This is a genomic window from Methanobrevibacter smithii ATCC 35061, from assembly GCF_000016525.1.
Lineage (GTDB): Archaea > Methanobacteriota > Methanobacteria > Methanobacteriales > Methanobacteriaceae > Methanocatella > Methanocatella smithii.
Window position 1 is genome coordinate 1,743,504 of record NC_009515.1, and the last position, 22,876, is coordinate 1,766,379.

Annotated in this window: 17 protein-coding genes; 13 read left to right on the top strand and 4 right to left on the bottom strand. The window is 30.8% G+C overall.

Features of this window, described 5'->3' with window-relative positions:
* The first annotated feature begins 20 nt into the window (after nt 1-20).
* The 12 genes from MSM_RS08495 (at nt 21) to serS (ending at nt 13,687) form a co-directional block, all read left to right on the top strand.
* Nucleotides 21-1,727: an ATP-binding cassette domain-containing protein gene (locus MSM_RS08495; protein WP_004035185.1), complete on the top strand. Its 1,707-nt coding sequence runs from the start codon at nt 21-23 to the stop codon at nt 1,725-1,727.
* On the top strand, nt 1,728-2,153 hold the full coding sequence (locus MSM_RS08500; RefSeq protein ID WP_011954706.1) for a universal stress protein: 426 nt from the start codon (nt 1,728-1,730) through the stop codon (nt 2,151-2,153). It abuts the gene before it with no gap.
* A 93-nt stretch (nt 2,154-2,246) separates the two neighbouring features.
* Complete coding sequence (locus tag MSM_RS08505; RefSeq protein ID WP_004033656.1) at nt 2,247-2,414, top strand: 4Fe-4S binding protein; 168 nt, start codon at nt 2,247-2,249, stop codon at nt 2,412-2,414.
* 12 nt (nt 2,415-2,426) lie between these two features.
* Nucleotides 2,427-3,608 (top strand): NAD(P)/FAD-dependent oxidoreductase, encoded by a 1,182-nt coding sequence (locus tag MSM_RS08510; protein ID WP_004033657.1) that lies wholly within the window; start codon nt 2,427-2,429, stop codon nt 3,606-3,608.
* Nucleotides 3,609-3,617: 9 nt separating this feature from the next.
* On the top strand, nt 3,618-4,586 hold the full coding sequence (gene galE / locus MSM_RS08515; protein ID WP_011954707.1) for a UDP-glucose 4-epimerase GalE: 969 nt from the start codon (nt 3,618-3,620) through the stop codon (nt 4,584-4,586).
* 9 nt (nt 4,587-4,595) lie between these two features.
* Nucleotides 4,596-5,474: a hypothetical protein gene (locus MSM_RS08520; protein WP_011954708.1), complete on the top strand. Its 879-nt coding sequence runs from the start codon at nt 4,596-4,598 to the stop codon at nt 5,472-5,474.
* A 50-nt stretch (nt 5,475-5,524) separates the two neighbouring features.
* A complete protein-coding gene (gene purF, locus MSM_RS08525; RefSeq protein WP_011954709.1) occupies nt 5,525-6,967 on the top strand; it encodes an amidophosphoribosyltransferase in 1,443 nt (480 codons plus the stop codon).
* A 6-nt stretch (nt 6,968-6,973) separates the two neighbouring features.
* Nucleotides 6,974-8,212, top strand: coding sequence for a peptidase U32 family protein (locus tag MSM_RS08530; protein WP_011954710.1), 1,239 nt, complete (start codon nt 6,974-6,976; stop codon nt 8,210-8,212).
* A gap of 6 nt (nt 8,213-8,218) precedes the next feature.
* A complete protein-coding gene (locus MSM_RS08535; RefSeq protein WP_011954711.1) occupies nt 8,219-8,731 on the top strand; it encodes a CDP-alcohol phosphatidyltransferase family protein in 513 nt (170 codons plus the stop codon).
* Complete coding sequence (gene cfbC / locus MSM_RS08540; RefSeq protein WP_011954712.1) at nt 8,732-9,529, top strand: Ni-sirohydrochlorin a,c-diamide reductive cyclase ATP-dependent reductase subunit; 798 nt, start codon at nt 8,732-8,734, stop codon at nt 9,527-9,529. It abuts the gene before it with no gap.
* Between the two features lie 354 nt (nt 9,530-9,883).
* Nucleotides 9,884-12,130, top strand: a complete 2,247-nt coding sequence (locus MSM_RS08545; protein ID WP_011954714.1) for an Ig-like domain-containing protein — start codon at nt 9,884-9,886, stop codon at nt 12,128-12,130.
* A gap of 279 nt (nt 12,131-12,409) precedes the next feature.
* Nucleotides 12,410-13,687: a serine--tRNA ligase gene (serS, locus tag MSM_RS08550; RefSeq protein WP_004033671.1), complete on the top strand. Its 1,278-nt coding sequence runs from the start codon at nt 12,410-12,412 to the stop codon at nt 13,685-13,687.
* Nucleotides 13,688-13,698: 11 nt separating this feature from the next.
* On the opposite strand, the gene MSM_RS08555 is transcribed toward serS, so the two are convergent.
* On the bottom strand, nt 13,699-14,979 hold the full coding sequence (locus MSM_RS08555) for a zinc-ribbon domain-containing protein (RefSeq protein ID WP_011954715.1): 1,281 nt from the start codon (nt 14,977-14,979) through the stop codon (nt 13,699-13,701).
* A gap of 119 nt (nt 14,980-15,098) precedes the next feature.
* On the opposite strand from MSM_RS08555, the gene MSM_RS08560 reads away from it, so the two are divergent.
* The gene (locus MSM_RS08560; protein WP_004033675.1) at nt 15,099-15,614 is read left to right on the top strand and encodes a ferritin; all 516 of its coding nucleotides are present in this window, start codon (nt 15,099-15,101) and stop codon (nt 15,612-15,614) included.
* Nucleotides 15,615-15,636: 22 nt separating this feature from the next.
* On the opposite strand, the gene MSM_RS08565 is transcribed toward MSM_RS08560, so the two are convergent.
* From MSM_RS08565 to MSM_RS08575, 3 genes are all read right to left on the bottom strand, one after another.
* Nucleotides 15,637-16,074: an ACT domain-containing protein gene (locus MSM_RS08565; protein WP_011954716.1), complete on the bottom strand. Its 438-nt coding sequence runs from the start codon at nt 16,072-16,074 to the stop codon at nt 15,637-15,639.
* 10 nt (nt 16,075-16,084) lie between these two features.
* Entirely contained in the window at nt 16,085-17,386 is a 1,302-nt protein-coding gene (locus tag MSM_RS08570; RefSeq protein ID WP_011954717.1) for a phenylacetate--CoA ligase family protein, read from the bottom strand.
* 189 nt (nt 17,387-17,575) lie between these two features.
* Nucleotides 17,576-22,591: a cobaltochelatase subunit CobN gene (locus tag MSM_RS08575; protein ID WP_011954718.1), complete on the bottom strand. Its 5,016-nt coding sequence runs from the start codon at nt 22,589-22,591 to the stop codon at nt 17,576-17,578.
* Between the last annotated feature and the right edge of the window lie 285 nt (nt 22,592-22,876).

Below are 22,876 nucleotides of genomic sequence, written 5' to 3' on the forward strand. Positions count from 1 at the left end.
TTATTGTTGGGGCATAAAACATGATTAAAGTTGACAATATTAGTAAAACATATGAATTAGATAACAAGGATAAAGTTATCGGAATTAAAAATATCAGTTTTGAAGTTAAAGAAGGAGAAATCCTTGGAATAATGGGAAGAAGTGGTTCTGGTAAAACTACTCTTTTAAGATTGCTTAGAGGAGTTGAAGAACTTGATGAAGGAAGCATAACAGTTAGTGATGTAACTGTTCGTGCAGGTGATTCTCAATTTTATTATAATCAACTTAAAAAAGAAACAGCTATTCATCTTCAAAGATCATTTGGTATATGGCCTGAAACAGTCCGTGAAAATGTTTTAAGGAAATTATATGCTCGTAAATATTTTGATGAAGAAAGTACTGATTTTAATGTAGCTGAAAGTGAATTTGGTGATGAGGCAGATAAGATACTGGATATGGTTTCTCTAACTGATAAGGCTGATCATTATGCTGCTGTGCTAAGTGGTGGTGAAAAACAAAGATTGATTATAGCTAGACAACTTGCAAAACAGCCAAAAGTATTGCTTCTTGATGAACCAGCTACAATGGCATGCCCTAAAACAAAACAAGAAATTCTTGATGCTGTTAAAAAAATCAATAAAGAGTTAAATATTACAGTTGTTGTTGTCTCTCATTTACCTGAAATTCAAAGATATTTGGCTGATAGAGTTATTTTGCTTGAAAATGGTGAAATTAAAAAAGACGGCAATCCTGATGAGATTATTGATGAGTTTTTAAGTGAAATGGAAGAACCTGAAGATATTGAAAACATTTCAACTGATGAAACTGTTATTAAAGTAGAGGATATCTATAAAAGATTCTATTTATTCTCTGGGGGAGAAGTTCTACAAATTAAGGATATAAACTTTGATGTTAAAAAGGAAAATATTATAAGTCTTATTGGTCCTAGTGGAGCAGGTAAAACAGTTTTGCTTAGAATGTTGGCTGATTTGGAATTGCCTGATAAAGGGAAAGTTGTTTATGAACTGGATGGTGACTGGGTAGATATTTCAATGCCAAGTATGCAGCGTATGGATGTAAGAAGAAAATTAGGTTTTATGTATCAGGAATTTGCCTTAAGTTATTATTCAACTGTTTTAAGCCAGTTAGCTACCCGTTTAGGTTATAAAAATCAGGATGTTGTAAAACAAGCAAGGAAAAAAGCTGAAAAATTAGGATTAGGTGAAGAATTGCTGGACTCACTTTATGCTTTAATTGACTTGCCTGAAAGTGAAGCAAGAGACCTTTTAGCTAAAATAGGTTTGATGCCTGATATTTTAGAAGATTTATTCCCTAAATTCCCTGAAACAGCTACTAAAGAGGCAGTAAAAGATATTTTTGAATTGCTTGATTTGCCTTTGGATATTTTATATAGAAAATCATATGAATTATCTGGTGGTCAGGAAGTTAGGGTAATGCTTGCTTTAATTTTAATTTCAAAACCTGAATTCTTACTTTTAGATGAGCCGTTTGGAGATTTAGACCCGATTACTTTAAGAATTGTGGCTAATTCCCTTAAGAAAATATCTAAAGAATATAACATCACTGTTATAATGATTTCACACAATACTGACTTTGTTAAGGAAGTAAGTAACAGAACTCTTCTTATGGAAGACGGTAAAATAGTAGATGATAGTGAAGATGTTGATAAAGCTGTTGATAACTTTATTAACTTATGTCATGCTGACTATTTAAAGGAGAATAATTAAATGTTTGATATTATTGCTGTTCCTGTTGACGGATCTGAATATGGGTATAAGGCTGCTGATGTAGCTATTGAAATAGCTAAGAAATTTGATTCTAAAATAGCTGCCATTCATGTTCTGGAGGAATTCTCTTTTAGTAGCTATGGTGAATCAGAAGATAATGGGGATAAAATTCTGGCAAAAGTTACTAAAAAGGCTAATGATGAAGGAATTGATACTGTTGAGCATTTATTAACTGCTGATGCTTTAAGAGATATGAAATTTATCATTGATCAGGCACATGCTGATTTGGTTGTTATCCATGCATTAGGTTCAGATGATAAAAGATTTGTTTCTTTTGAAGAAAATGAAGTATCTCAAAATCAAATAGGTTCTGTTAGTGAAAGGCTTTTAAGAACTTCTGATGTTCCGGTTGTTTTAGTTAGGTAAAAAGTTGTATAAAAGAGTTTAAATATTATAACGAACTTAGTATTCATAACATAAACTATTTTAGTTTTTTATAAAAAAGGAGACTTTTAATTTATGATTGTAAAAGATTGGTGTTCATTCTGTGGAGAATGTGCAGGAGTTTGTCCGAGAAATTTAATACAAGTTAAGGAGTATAGCTTAGTATTTGATGAAAGTGAGTGTAGAGAATGTAGTACATGCGTTGATGCTTGTCCTATTAATGCTTTGGAGAAAGAAGATTAAGGAGATTATTCTATGATTGAAACTGATGTATTAGTGATAGGTGGAGGACCAGCAGGTTCTTCAGCAGCAAAACATGCAGCTCTTGGTGGGGCAAAAGTCATTTTACTTGATAAAAGATCTGAAATCGGTGCTCCAAAAAGATGTGCTGAAGGTGTTTCTAAAAAAGGTCTTGCAAAACTTGGTATTGAACCAAGCCCACGCTGGATTACTAAAGAAATTGATGGTGTAAGACTTACTTCTCCTGATGGAACTGATGTCTGGTTAACAGAAGAAGAAATTGAATTGCCTGAAGCAGGTTACATTCTTGAAAGAAAAGTATTTGATAAACATATGGCTATGGATGCTGCAAGAGCAGGAGCTGAAATCAGAATCAAAACTTTAGCTACTGGAATGGATAAAATTGAAGATGGCTTTATTGTTTCTACAGAATCTATGGGTAAAACTGAAGAAATTAAAGCTAAAATAGTAATTGCTGCAGACGGTCCTGAAGGTCATGTTGCAAGATGGGCAGGTCTTAAAGGCAGTGCAAAAGCTAAAGAAATGGAATCCGGAGTTCAATATGAAATGGTAAATGTTGAATTTGACAGAGAAGCAGTCATTGAATTCTATTTCGGGTCATGTGCACCTGGTGGATATGTGTGGATTTTCCCTAAAGGTGATGACATAGCTAATGTAGGTTTAGCTATTCTCCAGCATAAAGCAACAAAACCAGCTATTGAATATTTGGATGATTTTATAGCTAAATGTCCTGCAACTAAAAATGCTCAGGCTGTTGAATTAAATGTTGGTGGAGATCCTGTTGGAGGAATGCCTAAAAAAATGTATGATGATAACATTTTGGTTTGTGGAGATGCAGCAGGTCAGGTAAACCCATTAACCGGTGGAGGAATCATAAGCGGTATGACTGGAGGAATGTATGCTGGTCAGGTAGCTGCTGAAGCTATTAAAGAAGGAGACCATTCTAAAAAATTCCTTAAAAAATATGATAAAATAACCCGTGATGATTTATCTCATGAAATTGACAAATACAAAAAAGTTCAGGAGTATATGTTAACTTTATCTGATGAAGAACTTGACAATATTGCTCATGCATTCCAGGATGTTAACTTTGAGAAAATTTCAACTACTGAACTTGTTAAAGCTTTAGTAAAAGTATCTCCTAAAGCTTTATTGAAATTAGGTAAATTTATTTAAGGTGATTTTATGATTCTAGTTACTGGTGGAGCAGGTTACATAGGTGCTCATACTAATAAAGCCCTAAATCAGGCAGGTTATGAAACTGTTGTTGTTGATAATCTTTCTAAAGGTTATGAAAACTTTGTTAAATGGGGACATTTTGAAAACTATGACTTTGGAAGTAAAGATTTAAGGGAAGTTTTTGAAAAGTACGATATTGATGGAGTTTTGCACTTCGGAGCCTTTTCATCAGTAGCTGAATCTGTTGAATTACCTCAAAAATATTTTAAAAATAATTATAAAAATACAATTAATCTTTTACAAATAATGAGGGAATTTGGAGTTAATAAGTTTATTCTCTCATCTACTGCTGCTGTATATGGAAATCCTGAAAAGGTTCCCATTACAGAAGACCAGGAATTAAAACCGATTAATCCATACGGTCATTCCAAATTCATAACTGAAAAGGCACTGGAACGTGAAGCTGCAAAAGGAGATTTTAATTATGTGGCTTTAAGATATTTCAATGCCGCAGGTTGTGATTTTGATTGTGAAATTGGAGAACTGCACGAACCGGAAACTCATTTGATTCCTTTAGTGTTAGATGCAGCTATTGGAAGAAGAGATTCCATTTCTATTTTTGGAACCGATTATAATACTCCAGATGGAACATGTGTTCGTGATTATATTCATGTTAATGATTTGGCTAAAGCTCACATTGACGCTTATGAATATTTATGCAATGAAAATGAATCTAATGTATTTAATTTAGGTAATGGAAAAGGATTTTCTGTTAAAGAAATAATTGACATGGTTAAAAAAGTAACTGGAAAAGAATTTGCAGTTAAATTAGACGAACGCCGTGAAGGAGATCCGGATATTTTAATTGCTGATGCAACAAAAATTAAAGATAAATTAGGTTGGACTCCTCAGTATGATTTGGAAACTATTGTTGAATCTGCTTGGAACTGGCATAAAAAAATATATCAAGACTAGGTTATAGCTATGGAAAATGAAAATAGCGTAATTTCAAAAGTTGATGTACGTATAATTGTATCTGGATTGGATATTGCTGAAGTTGTATCTAAATCTGTAGATAATACTCAGCTTGAAAGGGATTATAATATAATTGTTTCTTCAATTATCCCTACAAATAATTTTGAAATAGCAAAAAAAGTAGCTAACGGTGGAGATATTATTCTCATTGGAGGTTATGGCCAGGATGAGAATTACAATTTACTTTTCAATGATTTAAAAACTGATTTTAATCATGTCGGTTTATTCGATTATAATAACATTATTAAAAATGAAACTGTTGACTCAAATTTGGCTGCTGATGAAATACTGAATTCCATTATACGTGCAGCTTTATCTTATTCTTTAAATTTAGTTAATGTTCATACTTTAGAAAATAAATTATTAAAATTAACTCATAAATACAATAGCTTACTTGATGATTACAATAAACTCATTGAAGATTATGATGATGTATCTTTAAAAAATAAGGAATTGCAAGAAACTATTGATGATTTAAAATCTGATTTTACCGCTTTCAAGTCTCGTTATGAGGATATTTACTCTAAGGAATTCCTTGAAATTTATAATTTGAATGATTTGTGGCAGGAAGCTTTTAGAGAAGACCTTGCAGATGCAAAAAAAGTTACAATAGCTACAAATAAGTTTAAACCGGAGAATATTATTGTTGGTCAGGGTTATATTGGTGCCCAATCAAGACAGGACGCAATAGACTGGCTGAAAATTATCAAAACAGCTTTAATATTTGTTGGAAATGATGAAGAAGACTTGAAACGAGATTTAAATAAAACTTCAGAAGTTGAAGATGATTATGATATCTCAAATAATTTTGAGAATTTTTGGGATTAAATCACTATAATTTTATACTAATAAAAAGAAAGTTTATAATTAATAATTATATGATATATGGGAGATTGTCAATGCAAGGAGAAATGCAAGATAAATGTGGTGTTGTGGGAATACATTCTGTAGATGATTCTAAGGATGTTTCTTCTTTGATTTATTATTGTTTATATGCTCTTCAGCATAGAGGTCAGGAATCTGCAGGAATGGCTACTTTTAGTCCAGATAAAGGATTAAATTATTACTGCGGTATGGGCTTAGTGACTGATGTTTTTAAAGATTATGAAATTAATAATCTTCAGGGAAATATGGCTATTGGGCATGTAAGATATTCAACTACTGGTGAATCTAAACTTGAAAATTCACAACCTTTTGTGACTGATTTTGATGATGGATTTATAGCTATGGCTCATAATGGAGATATTGTAAACTCTGATGAGTTAAGGCGTGAGCTTATTCGTGAAGGTTATGAGTTTAAATCAGGTACTGATTCTGAAGTAATTTGTTACATGTTAAGAAAAGAGCATTATTCTAATGGTAAAAGTATTATAGAATCCATTGAAGCAGTTTCTAAAAAATTAGTTGGATCATATGCATTAACTATACTTGTTAATGGTGATTTATATGGAGTTCGTGATTCTGCCGGAATGAAACCTTTAGCAATAGCTAAAAGAGGAGATGATTTTATCATAGCTTCTGAAACTGTTGCTTTTGATGTAATTAATGCTAAATTCATAAGGGATGTAAAACCTGGAGAAGTTATATATTTTGAAAATAATGAAATTCAAAGTTACATGTTGGAACTGGCTGATACAACTTCTCTTGCTCATTGTATGTTTGAATATGTTTACTTTGCAAGACCTGACAGTACAATTGATGAAGTTAATGTATATCAGACAAGACTAAATATTGGAAAACAGTTATATGAACAATTCCCAATTGATGCTGATGTAATTATCCCTGTACCGGATTCTTCAATTCCTGCAGCTATCGGATATTCAAGAGCTTCCGGAATTACTTATGGTGAAGGTTTAATTAAAAACAGATATGTTGGAAGAACTTTTATTATGCCTACACAGGAAGAACGTGAACTGGCTGTCAGACTAAAATTGAATCCAATTAAAGAAGCTATTAAAGGTAAAAAAATAGTTTTAATTGATGACAGTATTGTTCGTGGAACAACTTCCAAATCTTTAATTGATTTTGTAAAAGAAGCGGAACCTGCTGAAATACACTTTTTAGTGGGATGTCCTCCAGTTGTAGCTCCTTGTTTTTATGGAGTAGCTATGGCCAGTAAAAAAGAATTGATTGCAGCTAATTATTCTATTGAAGAGATAAGACAGCAATTGGATATTGATACCTTAGGATATATCAGTTTGGAATCATTGGTAAAAGCTATTGGAATGCCTAAAGAAGATTTATGCTTAGGTTGTTTAAATGAATGTTATCCAACAGAGCTTCCTGATGATATTGAAGCTGAAACATACTATAAACCTTAAGATATTATGGTTGAATTATTATCTCCTGCAGGAAACTTTATTTCCCTTAGAGCAGTTTTAGAAAACGGAGCAGATGCCACTTATTTTGGTCTTGATGACTTTAATATGAGGGCAAATGCTAAAAATTTTTCTCTTAATGATTTATCTGAAGTTTCTAAAATTGCTAAACAATATTCAGCCAAAACTTATTTATGCAGCAATGTTATTTTAAACGAAGACAGGGCTGTAGAATTAAAAAATAATTTAGAAGAAATTGCAGCATCTGAAATTGATGGAATTATTTTATCTGATATAGGATTAATAGAGGATGTTGTAGATAACGGACTTGAAGCACATATAAGTGTTCAGGAAAATACTTCCAATTCCTTCATGCTGAAAACACTTAAGAAGTTAGGTGCTAAAAGAGCTATTTTATCAAGGGAACTTAGTTTGGAAGATATTAAAAAAACAGTTAAAAAATCTCCGATTGAAACAGAAGTGTTCATACATGGTGCAATGTGTATGGCAATATCCGGCAGATGTTTTTTAAGTTCAGGTTTGTATGGCCGCAGTGCGAACTGTGGAGACTGTTTGCAGCCATGCCGTAAAAACTGGACACTGACTTTTGAAGAAGACAACAACGACAGCGTAATAAATCTGTCGGAAGTTAATGAGGAATCATTTGTAATATCAAAATCATATGATGGCAGTTATAGAACTAACTTTTTTTCACCAAGGGATATGATGATGATAGAACATGTTCCTGAGCTGATTAAAGCAGGAATTGATTCATTTAAAATAGAGGGAAGAGCAAGAAGTCCTGATTATGGTGCAATGGTAACTAATGTTTATAGACAGGCTATTGATAAATATTATGAAAATCCTAAGGAGTACAAAATAAATCCTCAATGGATAGAAGAGCTTAAAAGTGTATTTAACCGTGGATTTGATACTGGATTTTACTTTAATACACCATATGAAACAAGTGAAAATAATCAGTCAAAATTCATTAAAAAAGATATTGGTCAGGTTGTTAACTATTTTAACAGGGTAAAAGTTGCAGAACTTAAAGTATGGGATGATCTGGCTGTTGGAGATGAAATTTTAATACAGGGAAAAACTACCGGCTCCATAAAACATAAAATTGATTCAATGCAGATTGACGGCAAAAATGTCAAAAAAGTTGAAAGAGGCAATAATGTAGGGGTAGCTATTCCGACAAAAGTAAGAGCTAATGATTTTATTTATAAACTTGTTGAAAGGTAGATATCTATGAATAAAAGGCATTTGGTTGATAGTTTAAGTTTATCTCGAATAATTTTTGGAATTTTATTTGCCTGTAGTGTTTTTTATTTAAATGGTAATCTGATAATTATATTTGTCATTTACCTTTTTGCTGTTTTAAGTGATGTTTTAGATGGAAAATTGGCTCGAAGATACAAAATAGATAATAAAAACAACGGGGCAAAGGTAGATGTTTTATCAGATTTTGCATTTATCATGTTAAGCTCTTTTGCATTGTGTTATGTAAATTTACTGCCGTTTTGGTTTTTGATTATAATAACTCTGAAATTAATGGAGTTTTTCAAAACAAGCTCTGAAGGTTTAGAATATGAAAAGTTTGGAACTTTAGTGGCTTTAATGTTTTATGCTCTTCCGGGAATAATTGTTTTATTTAACTTCTTTAAAATTTCTATAATTATAAATTTAATGTTATGCATATTTATTACAGTATGTGCAATTATCTCATCAGGTCTAAGAATAATACATAAAAGGAGAAATTAAATGATTAAAAAGATAGCTATTTATGGAAAAGGCGGAATTGGAAAAAGTACAACAGTAGCTAATTTATCTGCAGTTTATGCAAATAATGATTTAAACTGTTTGGTTATTGGATGTGATCCGAAAGCTGATACAACACGTACATTGTGCGGTAGAAGAATCCCGACAGTTGTAGATACACTTAAAAATAACAGAAAACCCAGTGAAGAGGATATTATTGTAAAAGGATACAATGATATTTTATGTGTTGAAAGCGGAGGTCCTGAACCGGGTGTTGGCTGTGCCGGACGTGGTGTAATAGTAGCTATGAAAAGACTTGAAAACTTAGGTGTTTTTGATAAGGATTTGGATGTAGTCATTTATGATGTACTTGGAGATGTTGTTTGCGGAGGTTTTTCAGTGCCTTTACGTGAAAAGTATGCTGATGAAGTAATAATTGTAACTTCCGGAGAATACATGTCATTATATGCGGCTAATAATATTGTTAAAGGAATTAAAAAACTTAAAGGAAATTTAAGCGGAATAATCTGCAACTGCAGAAATGTTGACCATGAAAAGGAAATTGTCAGCGAATTTGCATCAAAGATAGGAACTCGTATTATTGGAACTATTAATAGAAGCAATTTAATTCAGGAAAGTGAATTAGATGCAAAAACCGTTGTAGAAAAATACCCTGAATCTAAGGAAGCTAGTGAATATGAATCCTTAGCTACAAATATTATGGAGAATAAAGTTTTCACAACACCGGAACCTATGGATGATGAGGAATTTGAAAAATTTTTCAAATCATTTTTAGAATAAATTTATAATATCTCTTTTACTTTTTTAAAGCCAAATACTATTATTTTTAACAATATATAAAATATTTAAATGCATATACATTTGTTTGTATAAGAAGATTGTTTTTATGATGTTTTGTTATTCATGTTTTTTTTACGATATTTGTTTCTACATTTTTTAAAGGAATAAGTATATTGAGAAATAATATTTTTTTATTATTTTGGGAGGTAGAAAATGCTTAAAAGTAAAATTTTAATAATTTCAACTATGATTTTATTCATACTATCTATTTCGGCAGTTAATGCAGAAAATGTAACTTCCAGTATGATTAATGACACAGTAAATAATTAGTTTCACGTAATTGATGGAAAATATTTGGAATATAATAACAGTGAAAATGGGAAAAATTTAAATGATACTTCTAATGTGTTATATGATGGAAAAGATGGAAGTGTTTTAGAAAATAAAAACAGTAATGATGCTATTTTTAAGTATGATGGGAATAATACTGTTGTATCTAAAGAAAAGCCTAAAATGAATGTAATTGCTGAGGATAGTATAATATTTGGTGAAAATTTAACTGTTAAAGTTGAATTACCTAAAGATGCTAATCCTAGTTGGGTGCTGATGTCTGTTGGTGAAATTTATTATTATGTTAAAATTGACGATGAAGGCGTATCATTATGGAATATGACCGGTTTAGAAGCAGGTATTCAATATATTAAAATTGGATATCGGGGCAATAATAAATATGAAGCAGTTGAAGTTTTCCATACTGTAAATGTTATTAAAGCTAATCTAAATCTTAATGTATTTATTAAAGATGTTAACTATGGTGAAAATTTAACTATTTATGCTACTTTAAATGGTGTAAATAATACTAATTTAACTGGTAATGTAATTGTAACAATTAATAATAAAAATTATTCTGTAGTAGTTATTAACGGTAAGGGAAATGTTTCTGCTGATAAGCTACCTGCTGGATTGTATAATTTCAGTGCTACATGGGCTGGAAATGATAACTATAATGGAACTAATATTTCTGGTGGCTTTAAAATTAATAAAATAGATTCTACAATTGCCATTAATGTTGAAGATATTAAAGTTGGTGAAAATGCAACTATTATTGTTAATTTAGATAGTGATGCTACGGGCAATGTAACTATTACACTTGATAATCAGAACTATACAGTAGCTATTAATGAAGGTCAGACAATTAAAGTAATAGGCGGACTTAAAGCAGGCACTTATGATGTATTTGTTAAATATATAGGTGATAACAATTATAATAGTGCTCAAAACACAACTAAATTTACTGTATTGAAAATATCTGATTATAATATGGATGTCACTGTTCCTGAATTTAAAGAGGGAGTAAATTCTACTGTTGGTGTGGATTTACCTAAAGATGCAGAAGGTACTGTTACTGTTGAAATCGAAGGTAAAAAATACACTGCAAACATAATTAATGGAACTGCAAAAGTAAATATTCCTGGATTAGATGTTGGAGATTATAATATCACTACAACTTACTCTGGTGATGCTAAATATGTTTCCATGACTAAAAAAGGAAACATAACCGTAATTCCAAATATGGATGTAAACTTATATGTTGATGATGTTGTAATGATTTATCATGATGGAACTCGTTTAGTTGCTAAATTAACAGATTACCAAGGTAGGCCAATTGTTAATGATATTATATATTTTACTATTAATGGTAAAACTTATGCTAAAACTACTGATGATAATGGTACTGTTTCTATGGGACTTAATTTAGATTCTAAAGTATATACAGCAACTGTGTCATATAATGAATCTGAGGTATACAGTAAAATATCCAAGAATGTTACTGTAACTATTAATCCGACTGTTATAAGTGAAGATTTAGTTAAAATGTATCAAAATGATACTAGATTCTATGTTAAGTTCACTGACAGCACAGGAAAAGCATTAACTAAGACTACTGTTAAATTTAACATTCATGGTGTATTCTACACTAAAAAGACTGATAAAGATGGTGTAGCTGATTTAGGTATTATGTTAAGACCTGGTGAGTACATTTTAACTGCTTACAATCCTGTAACTGGTGAAGAAAAAGGATTTAACATAACAGTAAAATCTTTAATTGTACAAAGTGACTTAACTAAATATTACTTAAACAATTCTAAATTCCAAGCAACTATTTATGATAAAAACGGATCTTTAGCAGTAGGTAAAAATGTAACTTTCAACATCAATGGTGTATTTTACACTAAAATAACTGATTCAAATGGTGTAGTAAGTTTAGCAATTAATTTAAGGCCTGGAGAATACATTATTACAACAATGTATGAAGGATTAGCTGTAGGTAACAATATAGTTGTTTTACCTACTTTAGTTACTCGTGACCTTAATATGACTTATGGAGATGGCAGTAACTTTACTGCACAGACATTAGACGGTCAAGGTAAACCATTAGCTAATCAAAATGTTACATTTAACATAAATGGTGTGTTTTATAATAAAGTTACTAATGATAATGGTGTTGCTTCATTAACTATGAGATTAATGAGTGGAAAATATATTATTACATCTTACTGGAATGACTTCCAAACAGGAAATACAATAATAATATCTTAATTTAAGAGATTTTATTAATCTCTTCTTTTTCTTTTTTTATTGTCACTTTTAAGATATTTTTAATATTATAATCAAATTATAACTTTTTTGATGTTTAAAATTAATTATTTTTATTTAATTTGGATTTATATTAATTAATATTTTGTTAATGTGAAAATATAGTAATTAAAATGAGTATTATCTTAAAAATAGATTATGCTTTAAATATATGAAATCATTAAATATAAAAAATAAAAAAAATAAATTATAATATGATTAACTAATTAGGGGACACATAATTTGTTAGATATAAAATTATTCAGAGAAAATCCGGAATTAATTTTTGATTCTGAGAAAAAAAGATTTAGAGGAACAGAAACTGCTGAAAAAGTTATTGAATATGATACTTTATGGAGAGAAGGGGAAAAAAGATTAAACTTCTTACGTTCTGAAAAAAACAGATTATCTAAATCATTTAAAAAAGCTAAACAGGAAGGTAATTTGGAAGAAGTAATTGCCCAATCTAAAGAAGTAGCTAATGAAATTAAGGAATTAGGACCTAAAATTGAGGAATATAAAAAATTACGTGATGATTACAGATATAAAGTAGGAAATATCATTGATGAGGATGTACCTATTTCTGATACTGAAGATGACAATAAAATTGTAAAAGAATACGGTGAAATTCCTGAATTTGATTTTGAACCGTTAAACCATGTTGATTTAATTGAAAAAATTGACGGTGCAGATATGAAAACAGCAGCTCAAATAGCTGGTGCAAGGTTTTATTATTTAAAACGGGATATTTTACATCTTAATTTGGCTTTAATTCAGTTTGCTTTAAATGAATTGGAATCTAAAGGTTATATTCCACTTCAAACTCCGTTTTTTGTTAAAGGAGAAGTGGCTGCAGAAACTTCTGAATTAGGAGAATTTGAAGAAACTTTATACAAAGTGGCTGATGAAGATTTATATTTGATAGCTACTGCAGAACAGACTTTAGCGGCACTTCACAGAGATGAAATCATCGCTCCTGAAGATTTGCCTATTCAGTACTGTGCCCTTTCAACCTGTTTTAGAAAAGAAGCAGGATCTCACGGTAAAGATACACTGGGAATATTCAGGGTTCATCAGTTTGAAAAGATTGAACAGTTTATTTACACAACTCCTGAAGAGTCCAAAAATGCTCATAAAAAGTTGCTTGAAGTAACTGAAGAAATATATCAGAAATTAGGTCTACATTATCATGTAGTAGCTATTGTGTCCTCAGCACTTAATGATAATGCAGCTGTCAAATATGATCTTGAAGCATGGTTCCCAGGTTCCAAGGCTTACAGAGAATTAGTTTCATGTACCAACTGTAAGGATTATCAGGCAAGAAAAACTAAAACACGTTTCGGAAAAGCAGGTTCCGGAGATGCACAAACATTACATACTTTAAATAGTACTGCAATAGCTACTGAAAGGACTATCTGCTGTTTACTTGAAAATTATCAGCAGGAAGATGGCAGTGTTAAAGTTCCTGATGTTTTAGTTCCTTATATGGGTGGAAAAACTGTAATTAATGCAGTTAAATAAACCCTCTTTTTTTAATTAATTTTTTTCTTCATAGCAATAAATTCTTCATCGGTTAATAATCCTTTGTCATACATTTCAATTAGTTTTTCAAGATTAACAGTTGATTTTGAAGATTCATTTATTTTAGAACTGTTAATTTCCTGGTTTATTAGCTCATTTAAAAATTTTTGTACTTTTAATAATATTTCCGGACGGTATTCATGGATTAATCTGGAATCGTGGGTAACTGCAACGTCAAGAAGTGATGAGGTGATTACTTCATTAATTTCATCACTGTAAAGTACACATTTAAAGGTTTCTCCGGAATCTAATACAAAGTAGTCATCATCGCTAAATAGGGATATATTTCTCCATTTTAGAATAACTTTAGTGTTATTTTCTCTGGATACTGCAATATCAATATCCACATATTTTTTTGAAATATTGATGGTTGTATAACAGTATTTAGCATCCTGTGTTTTAATTTTCTCAGTTTTTACCTCAGTTTTCACACCTGAAGAAGCTGCATATCCCAATAGTCCGAAACCAAATGTTGCCAGTGCTTTTGTACCTCCTCCGTGTTTATCTGTTGTAATTGGTGTTTTAATAGTTTGGTATTCGGCAGCACTAATTTGTTTTTTGTTTTTGAATGTCAACCCTTCACTATTGAATAATTCCTCTATTTGTGGTTTTACTTTATTTAAAACAGCCTTTTCAATATCTTTAAAATTTTCTTTTGTTTCATTTAATATTTTTTCAAAATAAGGGATAATATTTTCATTAGGATTACGTATTGCATATTCAATTAGTAAATACAGTATATGTGATTCTTCGTCATATGAAATGTTAAAATGGTCTTTTATAAGAATTTTTCTAAAGTTTGTATTGTAATGTTCGGATAATGGAATAAGAATCTGGTTTATATAGAGTAGCTGGAAGTTTTCATAAGACAGGTCTCCGAAATAATTTTCTTTTGGTTTTGGAATTTCACTTCCGCAATTTTGACAGATACTTGAGTCGTCATGATATTTTTTACCGCAGGTAGTGCAAAATCTTAAAACATTTGAATTATAAGCAACATCATCAACTATTTTTTTAATTAGTGATGTTCCGCTTGGTTGGCTTGTGTCATATCCGCAAAAACGACAGTATTTCCATTCATTCAGTATCTGTTTTTTACAATTTGGACATTTAATTAGGGTTACTAATGGAAGTATGTCATGTTCATTGTTTTTTTCAATTTTATTTCCACAATTCATACAAAAATTGTCGCTTTCTTCAATTGATGCTCCGCAGTTATCACATTTAACCATATTACCACACTTTATATATTTTTTTAATTTTTTAATTTAATATAGTTTGTTTATTTTTATTCGTATAATCTCAAACTTTATATAATAGATATATCCAATTATTTAGTAAAGGTGATAATATGCTTTCTAATAATATGGAATTAGAATTAAATAAACAAGTAAATGCAGAATTGTATTCAGGATATCTCTATTTGTCAATGGCTTCTTATTTTGAAGATGACGATTTACCTGGTTTTGCAAATTGGATGAGAGTACAAGCTCAAGAAGAATTGGAACATGGAATGAAAATCTATGACTATATAATTAGAAGAGGAGGTTCTGTTAAATTGGATGCTATTGAAGGACCTCAAACTGAATGGGATTCTCCATTAGCTGCATTTGAACATGTATTGTCTCATGAACAAACTGTAACAGGTCTTATTAATAATTTAGTTGATATTGCTATTACAGAAAAAGATCATGCTACCAATAATTTCCTGCAATGGTTTGTTGAAGAACAAGTTGAAGAAGAAGAAAATGCAATGGAACTGGTAGGTAAAGTAAAAAGAGCACAAAATTCTGTTGATTTAATGTATACACTTGACAGTGAATTAGCTAGTCGTGTTTACACTCCGCCGGCAGATAAGGAAAATTAAAAAGGTAAAAAATTTACCTTTTTTATAAGTTATAGACTTCCTCTGGAGGTACTATAACTATTTCATTTTTAATTAAAGCATCTATTAAAGCATTTAAATTATCAGTATGTAAAAGTAAAATTGCTTTATCTTTTTTATCATGAGTAAATGCATATAAATACTCTAAATCTAAGTTATTTTCTTTTATAGTTTTTAAAACAGATGATAATCCTCCAGGTGAATCTGTCATTTCAATAGCTACTATGTCAGTTGTTTTGACTAGATAGTTTTCTTCAAGTATTTTTTCTCCTTTTTGAGGATTATCTACTACAACTCTTAATATGCCAAAATCAGAAGTATCTGCAAGTGAAAGTGCTTTTATATTTATATCATGTTCAGATAATGTTTCAAGAACATCATATAAGCTTCCTTTTTTGTTTTGTAAGAATATTGATAATTGTTTTACTTTCATATTGTTCATTTTAATCCCCTTAGTGTAAATTTCTTTTATCTATAACTCTTTTAGCTTTTCCTTCATATCTTGGAAGGCTTTTTGGTTCAACTAATGTTACTTTTACTCTTATTCCAGTTTCATTTTCAATAGATTTAGCTATTTTGCTTTGAATATCGACCATTTCCTTTACTCCATCAAAGAAAAGGTTTTTGGAAGCTTCCACTTTTACTTCTATTTGGTCTAAAGTTCCAGGTCTTGTAACTATAATTAAATAATGAGGCTCTACATCACCTACTTTAAGTAATGCTTTTTCTATTTGGGATGGAAATATAGCTACTCCTTTTACTTTAATCATATCGTCTGCTCTACCGGTTATTCTGCTCATTCTTGCACTTGTTCTTCCACATTCACATGGCTCATAGGTAAGTGAAGTCAGGTCTTTTGTTCTAAATCTGATTATAGGCATTCCTTCTCTTTCAAGGTTTGTTAATACAAGTTCACCTTTTTGGTTTTCTCCTAATGTTTTGCCGGTTGTGGAATCAATTATTTCAGGATAGTAAATGTCTTCAGCTATATGCAATCCTTTTTGAGCACTGCATTCCACTCCTACACCAGGTCCCATAAGCTCTGTCAGTCCGTAAATGTTGTATGCAGGTGCTCCAAAGAGATTTTCTAATTTTTGTCTGATTTCTTCACTCCACATTTCAGCTCCAAATCCGATAGCTTTAAGATTCATATCTTTGGGATTGATTCCATCATCTTCAGCTACTTCAGCCAAGTGAATTCCATATGACGGTGTTGCAATTAAACAGGTTACTCCAAAGTCTTTCATTATTTCAATTTGTCTTCTGGTCTGTCCTGTTGATATGGGAACTATTGTTGCTCCAACTTTATGTGATCCGTAATGGACACCAAATCCTCCTGTGAATAATCCGTATCCGTGGGTATTTTGAATAATATCGTTTTCACCAACACCCATCATTCCCAATCCTCTTGCAGTTGTTTCTGCCCAGGTATCTAAATCTTTTCTGGTGTATCCGGATACTACAGGTTTTCCGGTAGTTCCTGAAGATGAATGTATTTCTTTTATGTCTTTCATGTCAACTGCAAAAAGACCATAAGGATAGCTTTCTCTTAAATCATCTTTTGTGATGAACGGCAGTTTTTCAATATCTTTTAAAGTTTCAATATCTTCTGGGAAAACTCCACAATCAGTATATTTTTTATTGTAATATGGAATTTTGTTAAAAGCTAGTTTCACTGTTTTTTGAAGCTTTTTTAATTGTAGTTCTTCAAGTTCTTCCCTTGACATACATTCGATTTTCTCATTCCAAAACATAAATTGGCCTCATTTTATTTTTAATAATAATATATGTTTCTTATTAGCTTTAAATGTTTATATGTTTTTACAATAAAAAACAGTATTTTATTAAAGTTAATATTTATTAATAAGTAAAAATTCAGGTTTTTAAAGAAATTAAAGAATAATAAAAAAAAGAAAAAAAGAAAAAATTATTAATTTAGTGTTTTACTCTTCATTTTTTCGTTTATAATAACCGTAACCAAATATTAGCACCATTACAACAATGCAGATAATAAGTGATATAGGCATATCTCCTTTTGTAGATGAACTGGAAGATGTGTCTTTAGATACTTCATAAGATTTTCCGGATTCCTGTTCAGAAGCTGAAACTTCACTGCTTGAAGAGGATGGATTTTGGGAACTGTCAATACCAATACTTGAAGATATTTGAGAGTTGGATCCTCCATAGCTTATAATACTGGATTGTGTTGTACTTGTAGCTTTTGATGAACTTTGACTTTCTTCATTTGAATCTGGATTATTTGAATTTGTCGGAACAAATGAATTGGCAAAAATGTTATTTTGAGTAGCCTGATAAAGTTGGTCATTAAATTTAGCCAGTAAATCTGGATTAATATATTGTGTAGCCCATTTTAACATAGCTATATTACCACAGCTACAGTCACAGCATGCAACACCGTTTACAATTATGGAATTTGCCCACATTGTTGCTAAATTTTCCAGTGTTCCTTTATCTGTTTGCCAGTAACCGTTATATGCAGCAGTTAAAAGGGTTCCTGCAGATGAAATAAATGCATAATTATTGTTTCCGCTTTGTAACCAGTCAGTTACTCCTAAATTGTATTTGTCTTTGATGTAAACATTATATGATTCATCCCACATCCAGTTGTTTACTGCATTTGGTCTTGTTACAGCCCATCCAAATAAATTATTCAGGAATTTATTTGAGATATAACGTGCTCCGCTGTATCCTTCATTCATCATTCCAAGTATCCAATTTGGATTGAAGTATCGGGTTGCTGTTTCTTTAGACAATACAGTTTCAATGGAACTGATATATGGTTTGTCTTTATTACCATACATTAACACATTCATATTAGGAGTTTTTCCATTAATATATGAAACTGCCATTGAAAGACCGCCCCAGTAATCAAAGAAATCATCATTATCTGCAACGCCGTAAACATTTGTATTACGGCTGACGATAATGTCATCAGTATTATTGAGAACTCTTGCAAATACTACAGGATTTGTTTCGCCCCAGTAATTTTTAGAGTACATATTTCCCATTCTGCCTAAGTAAAATTTAGCTAAATCATTGGTATTGTTCCATGTCCAACTTAATGAAACGGATTTGGCAATACCTGCTCCATAATCTCCATTTGGCGGTGCAAATACGCGGGTAATAGCTACTTCTCCAGCATATGTATTATTATAGCCCAAATCTTTGTAGTATATAAAATCATTAACCCAATGACGGGCTACATAATTTTCATCAAAAGATTCAGATCCGACTCCATAATATCCAATGCCTTCCATTACTTTATCCAATGCTTCTTTCATGTCTTTTCCATATTTACTTTCCATCAATGTTTTATTATTAATGATAGTTAAATATGATCTGGCTAAAGCTACTCTAAATGCATTGTCTAATAAGGAAACCTGGGTACTGTATAAATCCCTAAAGTTACCGCTTGTAATGACAACAATATCTATTCTTTTTTTAGCCCATCCCTCAGGTCTGACCAAATCTTTTAACCCGACAAATTTTGGCATTATTTTAGTTTTGGTACCGACACTGTCACCATCTTCAGTTTTACCTCCGGCACTTGGAGATGAAGTATAAACAGGTTGCATACCTAACAGATATAATACTACTGAAATCAATGCACCGTTATCTCTTGCTGTTTCAACACACCAAATTCCCATTGCAATTTTTTGTGTTTTTTCATTAAGAGATGACAGTGTAAGCAATGTCAGTGTTTTGGCATAGTTATATGCTTCTTCTGTTGGCAGTTCCTGTGATTGATCATGGAAGAAATTCCCACCAGTTGGAAGTGAATTAATATTAATTACATCTCCATCAGATACAACAGGGATATATTTACCATTTAATCCATTAATAAATGATGTTAATTCATTGTTTATGGAAGCATAGATTAAAGAAATATAATACCTTGCATAATTCATTGCAGCAATTAAACTAGGGTTGTCTGAACCTAAAACATTAGCTACTGTAGTACTGTTTGAGAATATTAATGCGGCTACTATTTGTTCACTTGTGTTTAATACTTTATCTCTTTCTAAGGCATTTAATTCAGAATATTTTTTAGAAAAGAGGTATTTTGCAACTTCATCAAATATTGTTGTGGTTATTCCATCATATGTAAACTCCTGGGACAGTGCAGCAACTACGCTACGACTGATGTCAGTTACTGTCCAATTTTGACCAATAGCATGCAAACCTAGTGGGTAAAGGGTATTTTGAACTTCAAATAAAAATTTATCTGCAGCTTTAACCACTTCATTTAAATTTAATTTTTCAAATTCCTCCTGAGTTAATCCCATAGATTGAATATAATTATTTTTTTCAATTAATAACTTAATGTTGGAAGCTATTGTATCTTTTTGAGTTTTATCGGTAGTATTTTCATATTTATTTATTAAATTAGCTATTGCAGTTAGGTTGCCGTAGAGACTGGTATAAGCTAAAGGTGAGGTTAAATGAGTAATCATAACTGCAAATCCTCTTCTTTTTGCTTCTAATCCTTCTCCTAATCCGTCAGAAATATAGAAATATATCTGTGGAACGTCACCAACTACAATTGATCCATAGTCAGTTGTTGACAGTAAAACTTCTTTTCCAGGTAACCATTCATGTGTTGCATGTCTTCCAATAAAAACCATAGCTGAGGAATATTCTTTTTGCATATAATAATATGCAGCCAGATACTGGTGTGTAGGTGCTACTGCAGAACTATGATATAGTAAATCTGATTTAGCTTCCCATCCTCTTTGAGGTTCTGGAGCTATGAATATGTTACCGAATTTTAAACCGGGAATTACAAAGTATGCTACTCCATTTTTTGTAACTGTCATAATGTTTCCAGGAGCTTTTCCCCATCCGTTTAATCCAGGAATATTCAATGCTTTCCATTGGGATTTAAGAGATAAATATTCCTGATAATCGCTATCATTTCCGCTTTGTAAGTATTTGTTTAAAGCTGCAACGATTTTATCTAGAAGCATGACTCCACTTTCAGTATAATTTTCAGGCAATAATGATTTGACGCCATTATACCAATCACTAATTATATCTTTCATTGGTGAGGTATAATTAATAGCTATTGCATTTCTAGCTAACTGACCAATATATGCAACAGGACCTTCAATAACTTGAACTTTAGAAATTGGTTCCAAACTATTAAACCAGTTTTCATATTCTGCAACTGGCAATAATACGATATTTGGCTGATTGGATAATTTTTCCAATTCTCCAGGAGCCCAGGTTGCTACATTAATACCGCTTTTAATCATCATGTCTTCAAGTTCCTTAACAGTTGTTGGGAGTTTTCCCACATTATATCCCTGTGATTTAAGTTCATATAATAGATTATAAACACTTGTAATTGAATCTAAATAACTTGATCCGATATTTTGTTTTCCTGGAGGATAGTTGAAGTAAACTAAAGAAATCTTTTTGTCACTGTTAACTGTATATTGTAAATTTATCCAGGAAACAATTCTTTTAGTAAACAAATCAATATTTTTTTCATGAGCTTTAAAACCGCTTAACTGAGCTCCGGTTTTTGAAGAAATTTCATGGGTAACTCCTCCAACAAATGTAGCTTCAATAATACCCTGTGCTTCACCAATTGCTACATGCCACCATTTATCACTACGATTTCCAGGAAGTCCTGTAGCACTTAATTCCCATTCTTCATTGCTGACATAATCAGAATGGACCGCACGAAATACTGGAACTCCAGCAGTTTCAAAGTACTTTGTTGTATTATCAAATAAATTTCCTCCAATACCATATGCCGGCATTGAAATTATTGCATTGACATTATTTGTATATTTCAACGGATTATTTAAATAGGCTTCATAACTTGGAGCATTGGTAAAGTATTTTACCATTACTTTTAACTGGTTTTCAGACCCGCCAGCTGCTACAACGGGAATAACATTACATCCTTTAGCTTCTAATGATTTGATTAATGCATAGTATGGCTGTAATTGACCGTTGCTTACATACATATTACTTTCAAGTAAACCCACAGTATATGGTCTTGAGGAATCAAAATATTTCTTTTTATATTCTTCAAGTGTCATGTACTGTTCTCTAAATATTCCGTATTCATAGGTTTTACTAAAACGCGGATCGGAATATTTGCATTCGTATCCGGTAATATTTAAAGCCCACAATATTTCATTTATTTGATTTTCTTTGTTATTGTAATTTTTATATAACACTGCTTTGTTAAATTCTGCATTAACTAATTTTCCATCTCCATTTGTAATATATTCATAATATATATCGTAATTTTGCCCTCTTTTAGTCATTGAAAAGTAATTGTTTAAAAATTCTTCAGTATATATGCTTTTATCTGAAAATATTTTTTCATGATTTATTGTTGAATTTCTAACCAAGTGTAAATTCTTTGCTTGAGAGCTACTGGATGTTTCTAAAAATAAAAACAGTTCTTTATTTGATAGATTTGGATATTTTAGTAGTAAATTAGTAAATACTGAATCAGCATCAGAAGTTAACCAGTTAATAATAACAATATCGCTAGTTTCAACAAGATTGTATAATTCATTTTCATTCATTTTACAAACTTGATTACAGCTTCTAACCTGTATATCTACATCTTTGTATGTGTTTAAGACATCACAGGCAGCATCATTTAATATGTTTGTCCCAGGATTATCGCTTATTAGCAATGCCTTTTTAGGAAGGTTATTTTCTTTAATTACATTACTATAAGATATTTTATAAGATGGGAAGCTGCATTCCTGAGAATTATTTTCACAGATACTGTTTTCTTCCAAGTTGATTTCTATGTTATCAGCAGTTGTTTCAGTTATATTTTGAATTTCAGAGTTTGTTGCATTTTCCTGTGCAAATATTGCCGTTGGACTTAATGATATAATTATTGCTAATATTATTATAAATGGTATTATAGGTGAAAAATTTTTTTTATTACCTAAATTCATATATTACCTCCTATTGAAACATAATCAGCTTATTTGTTTAAATCACCATATTTCTATTCTTTTTTAATAAAAAATAAAAATTTTAAAAGTTCTGTTTCAATATTTATTTTTATTGATTTAAAATTTAATAAATTTAACTATATTAGTATTACTTCTCTGATAAAAAAATAGATTTAAGTAATACTTTTATTTTAGCTAAATTTTAAGTATTACTTTTTTTGAAATTATTAATTTATAAGTAATACTTTAAATACCTATTTATATTACATTTTTTATAATAAAGTT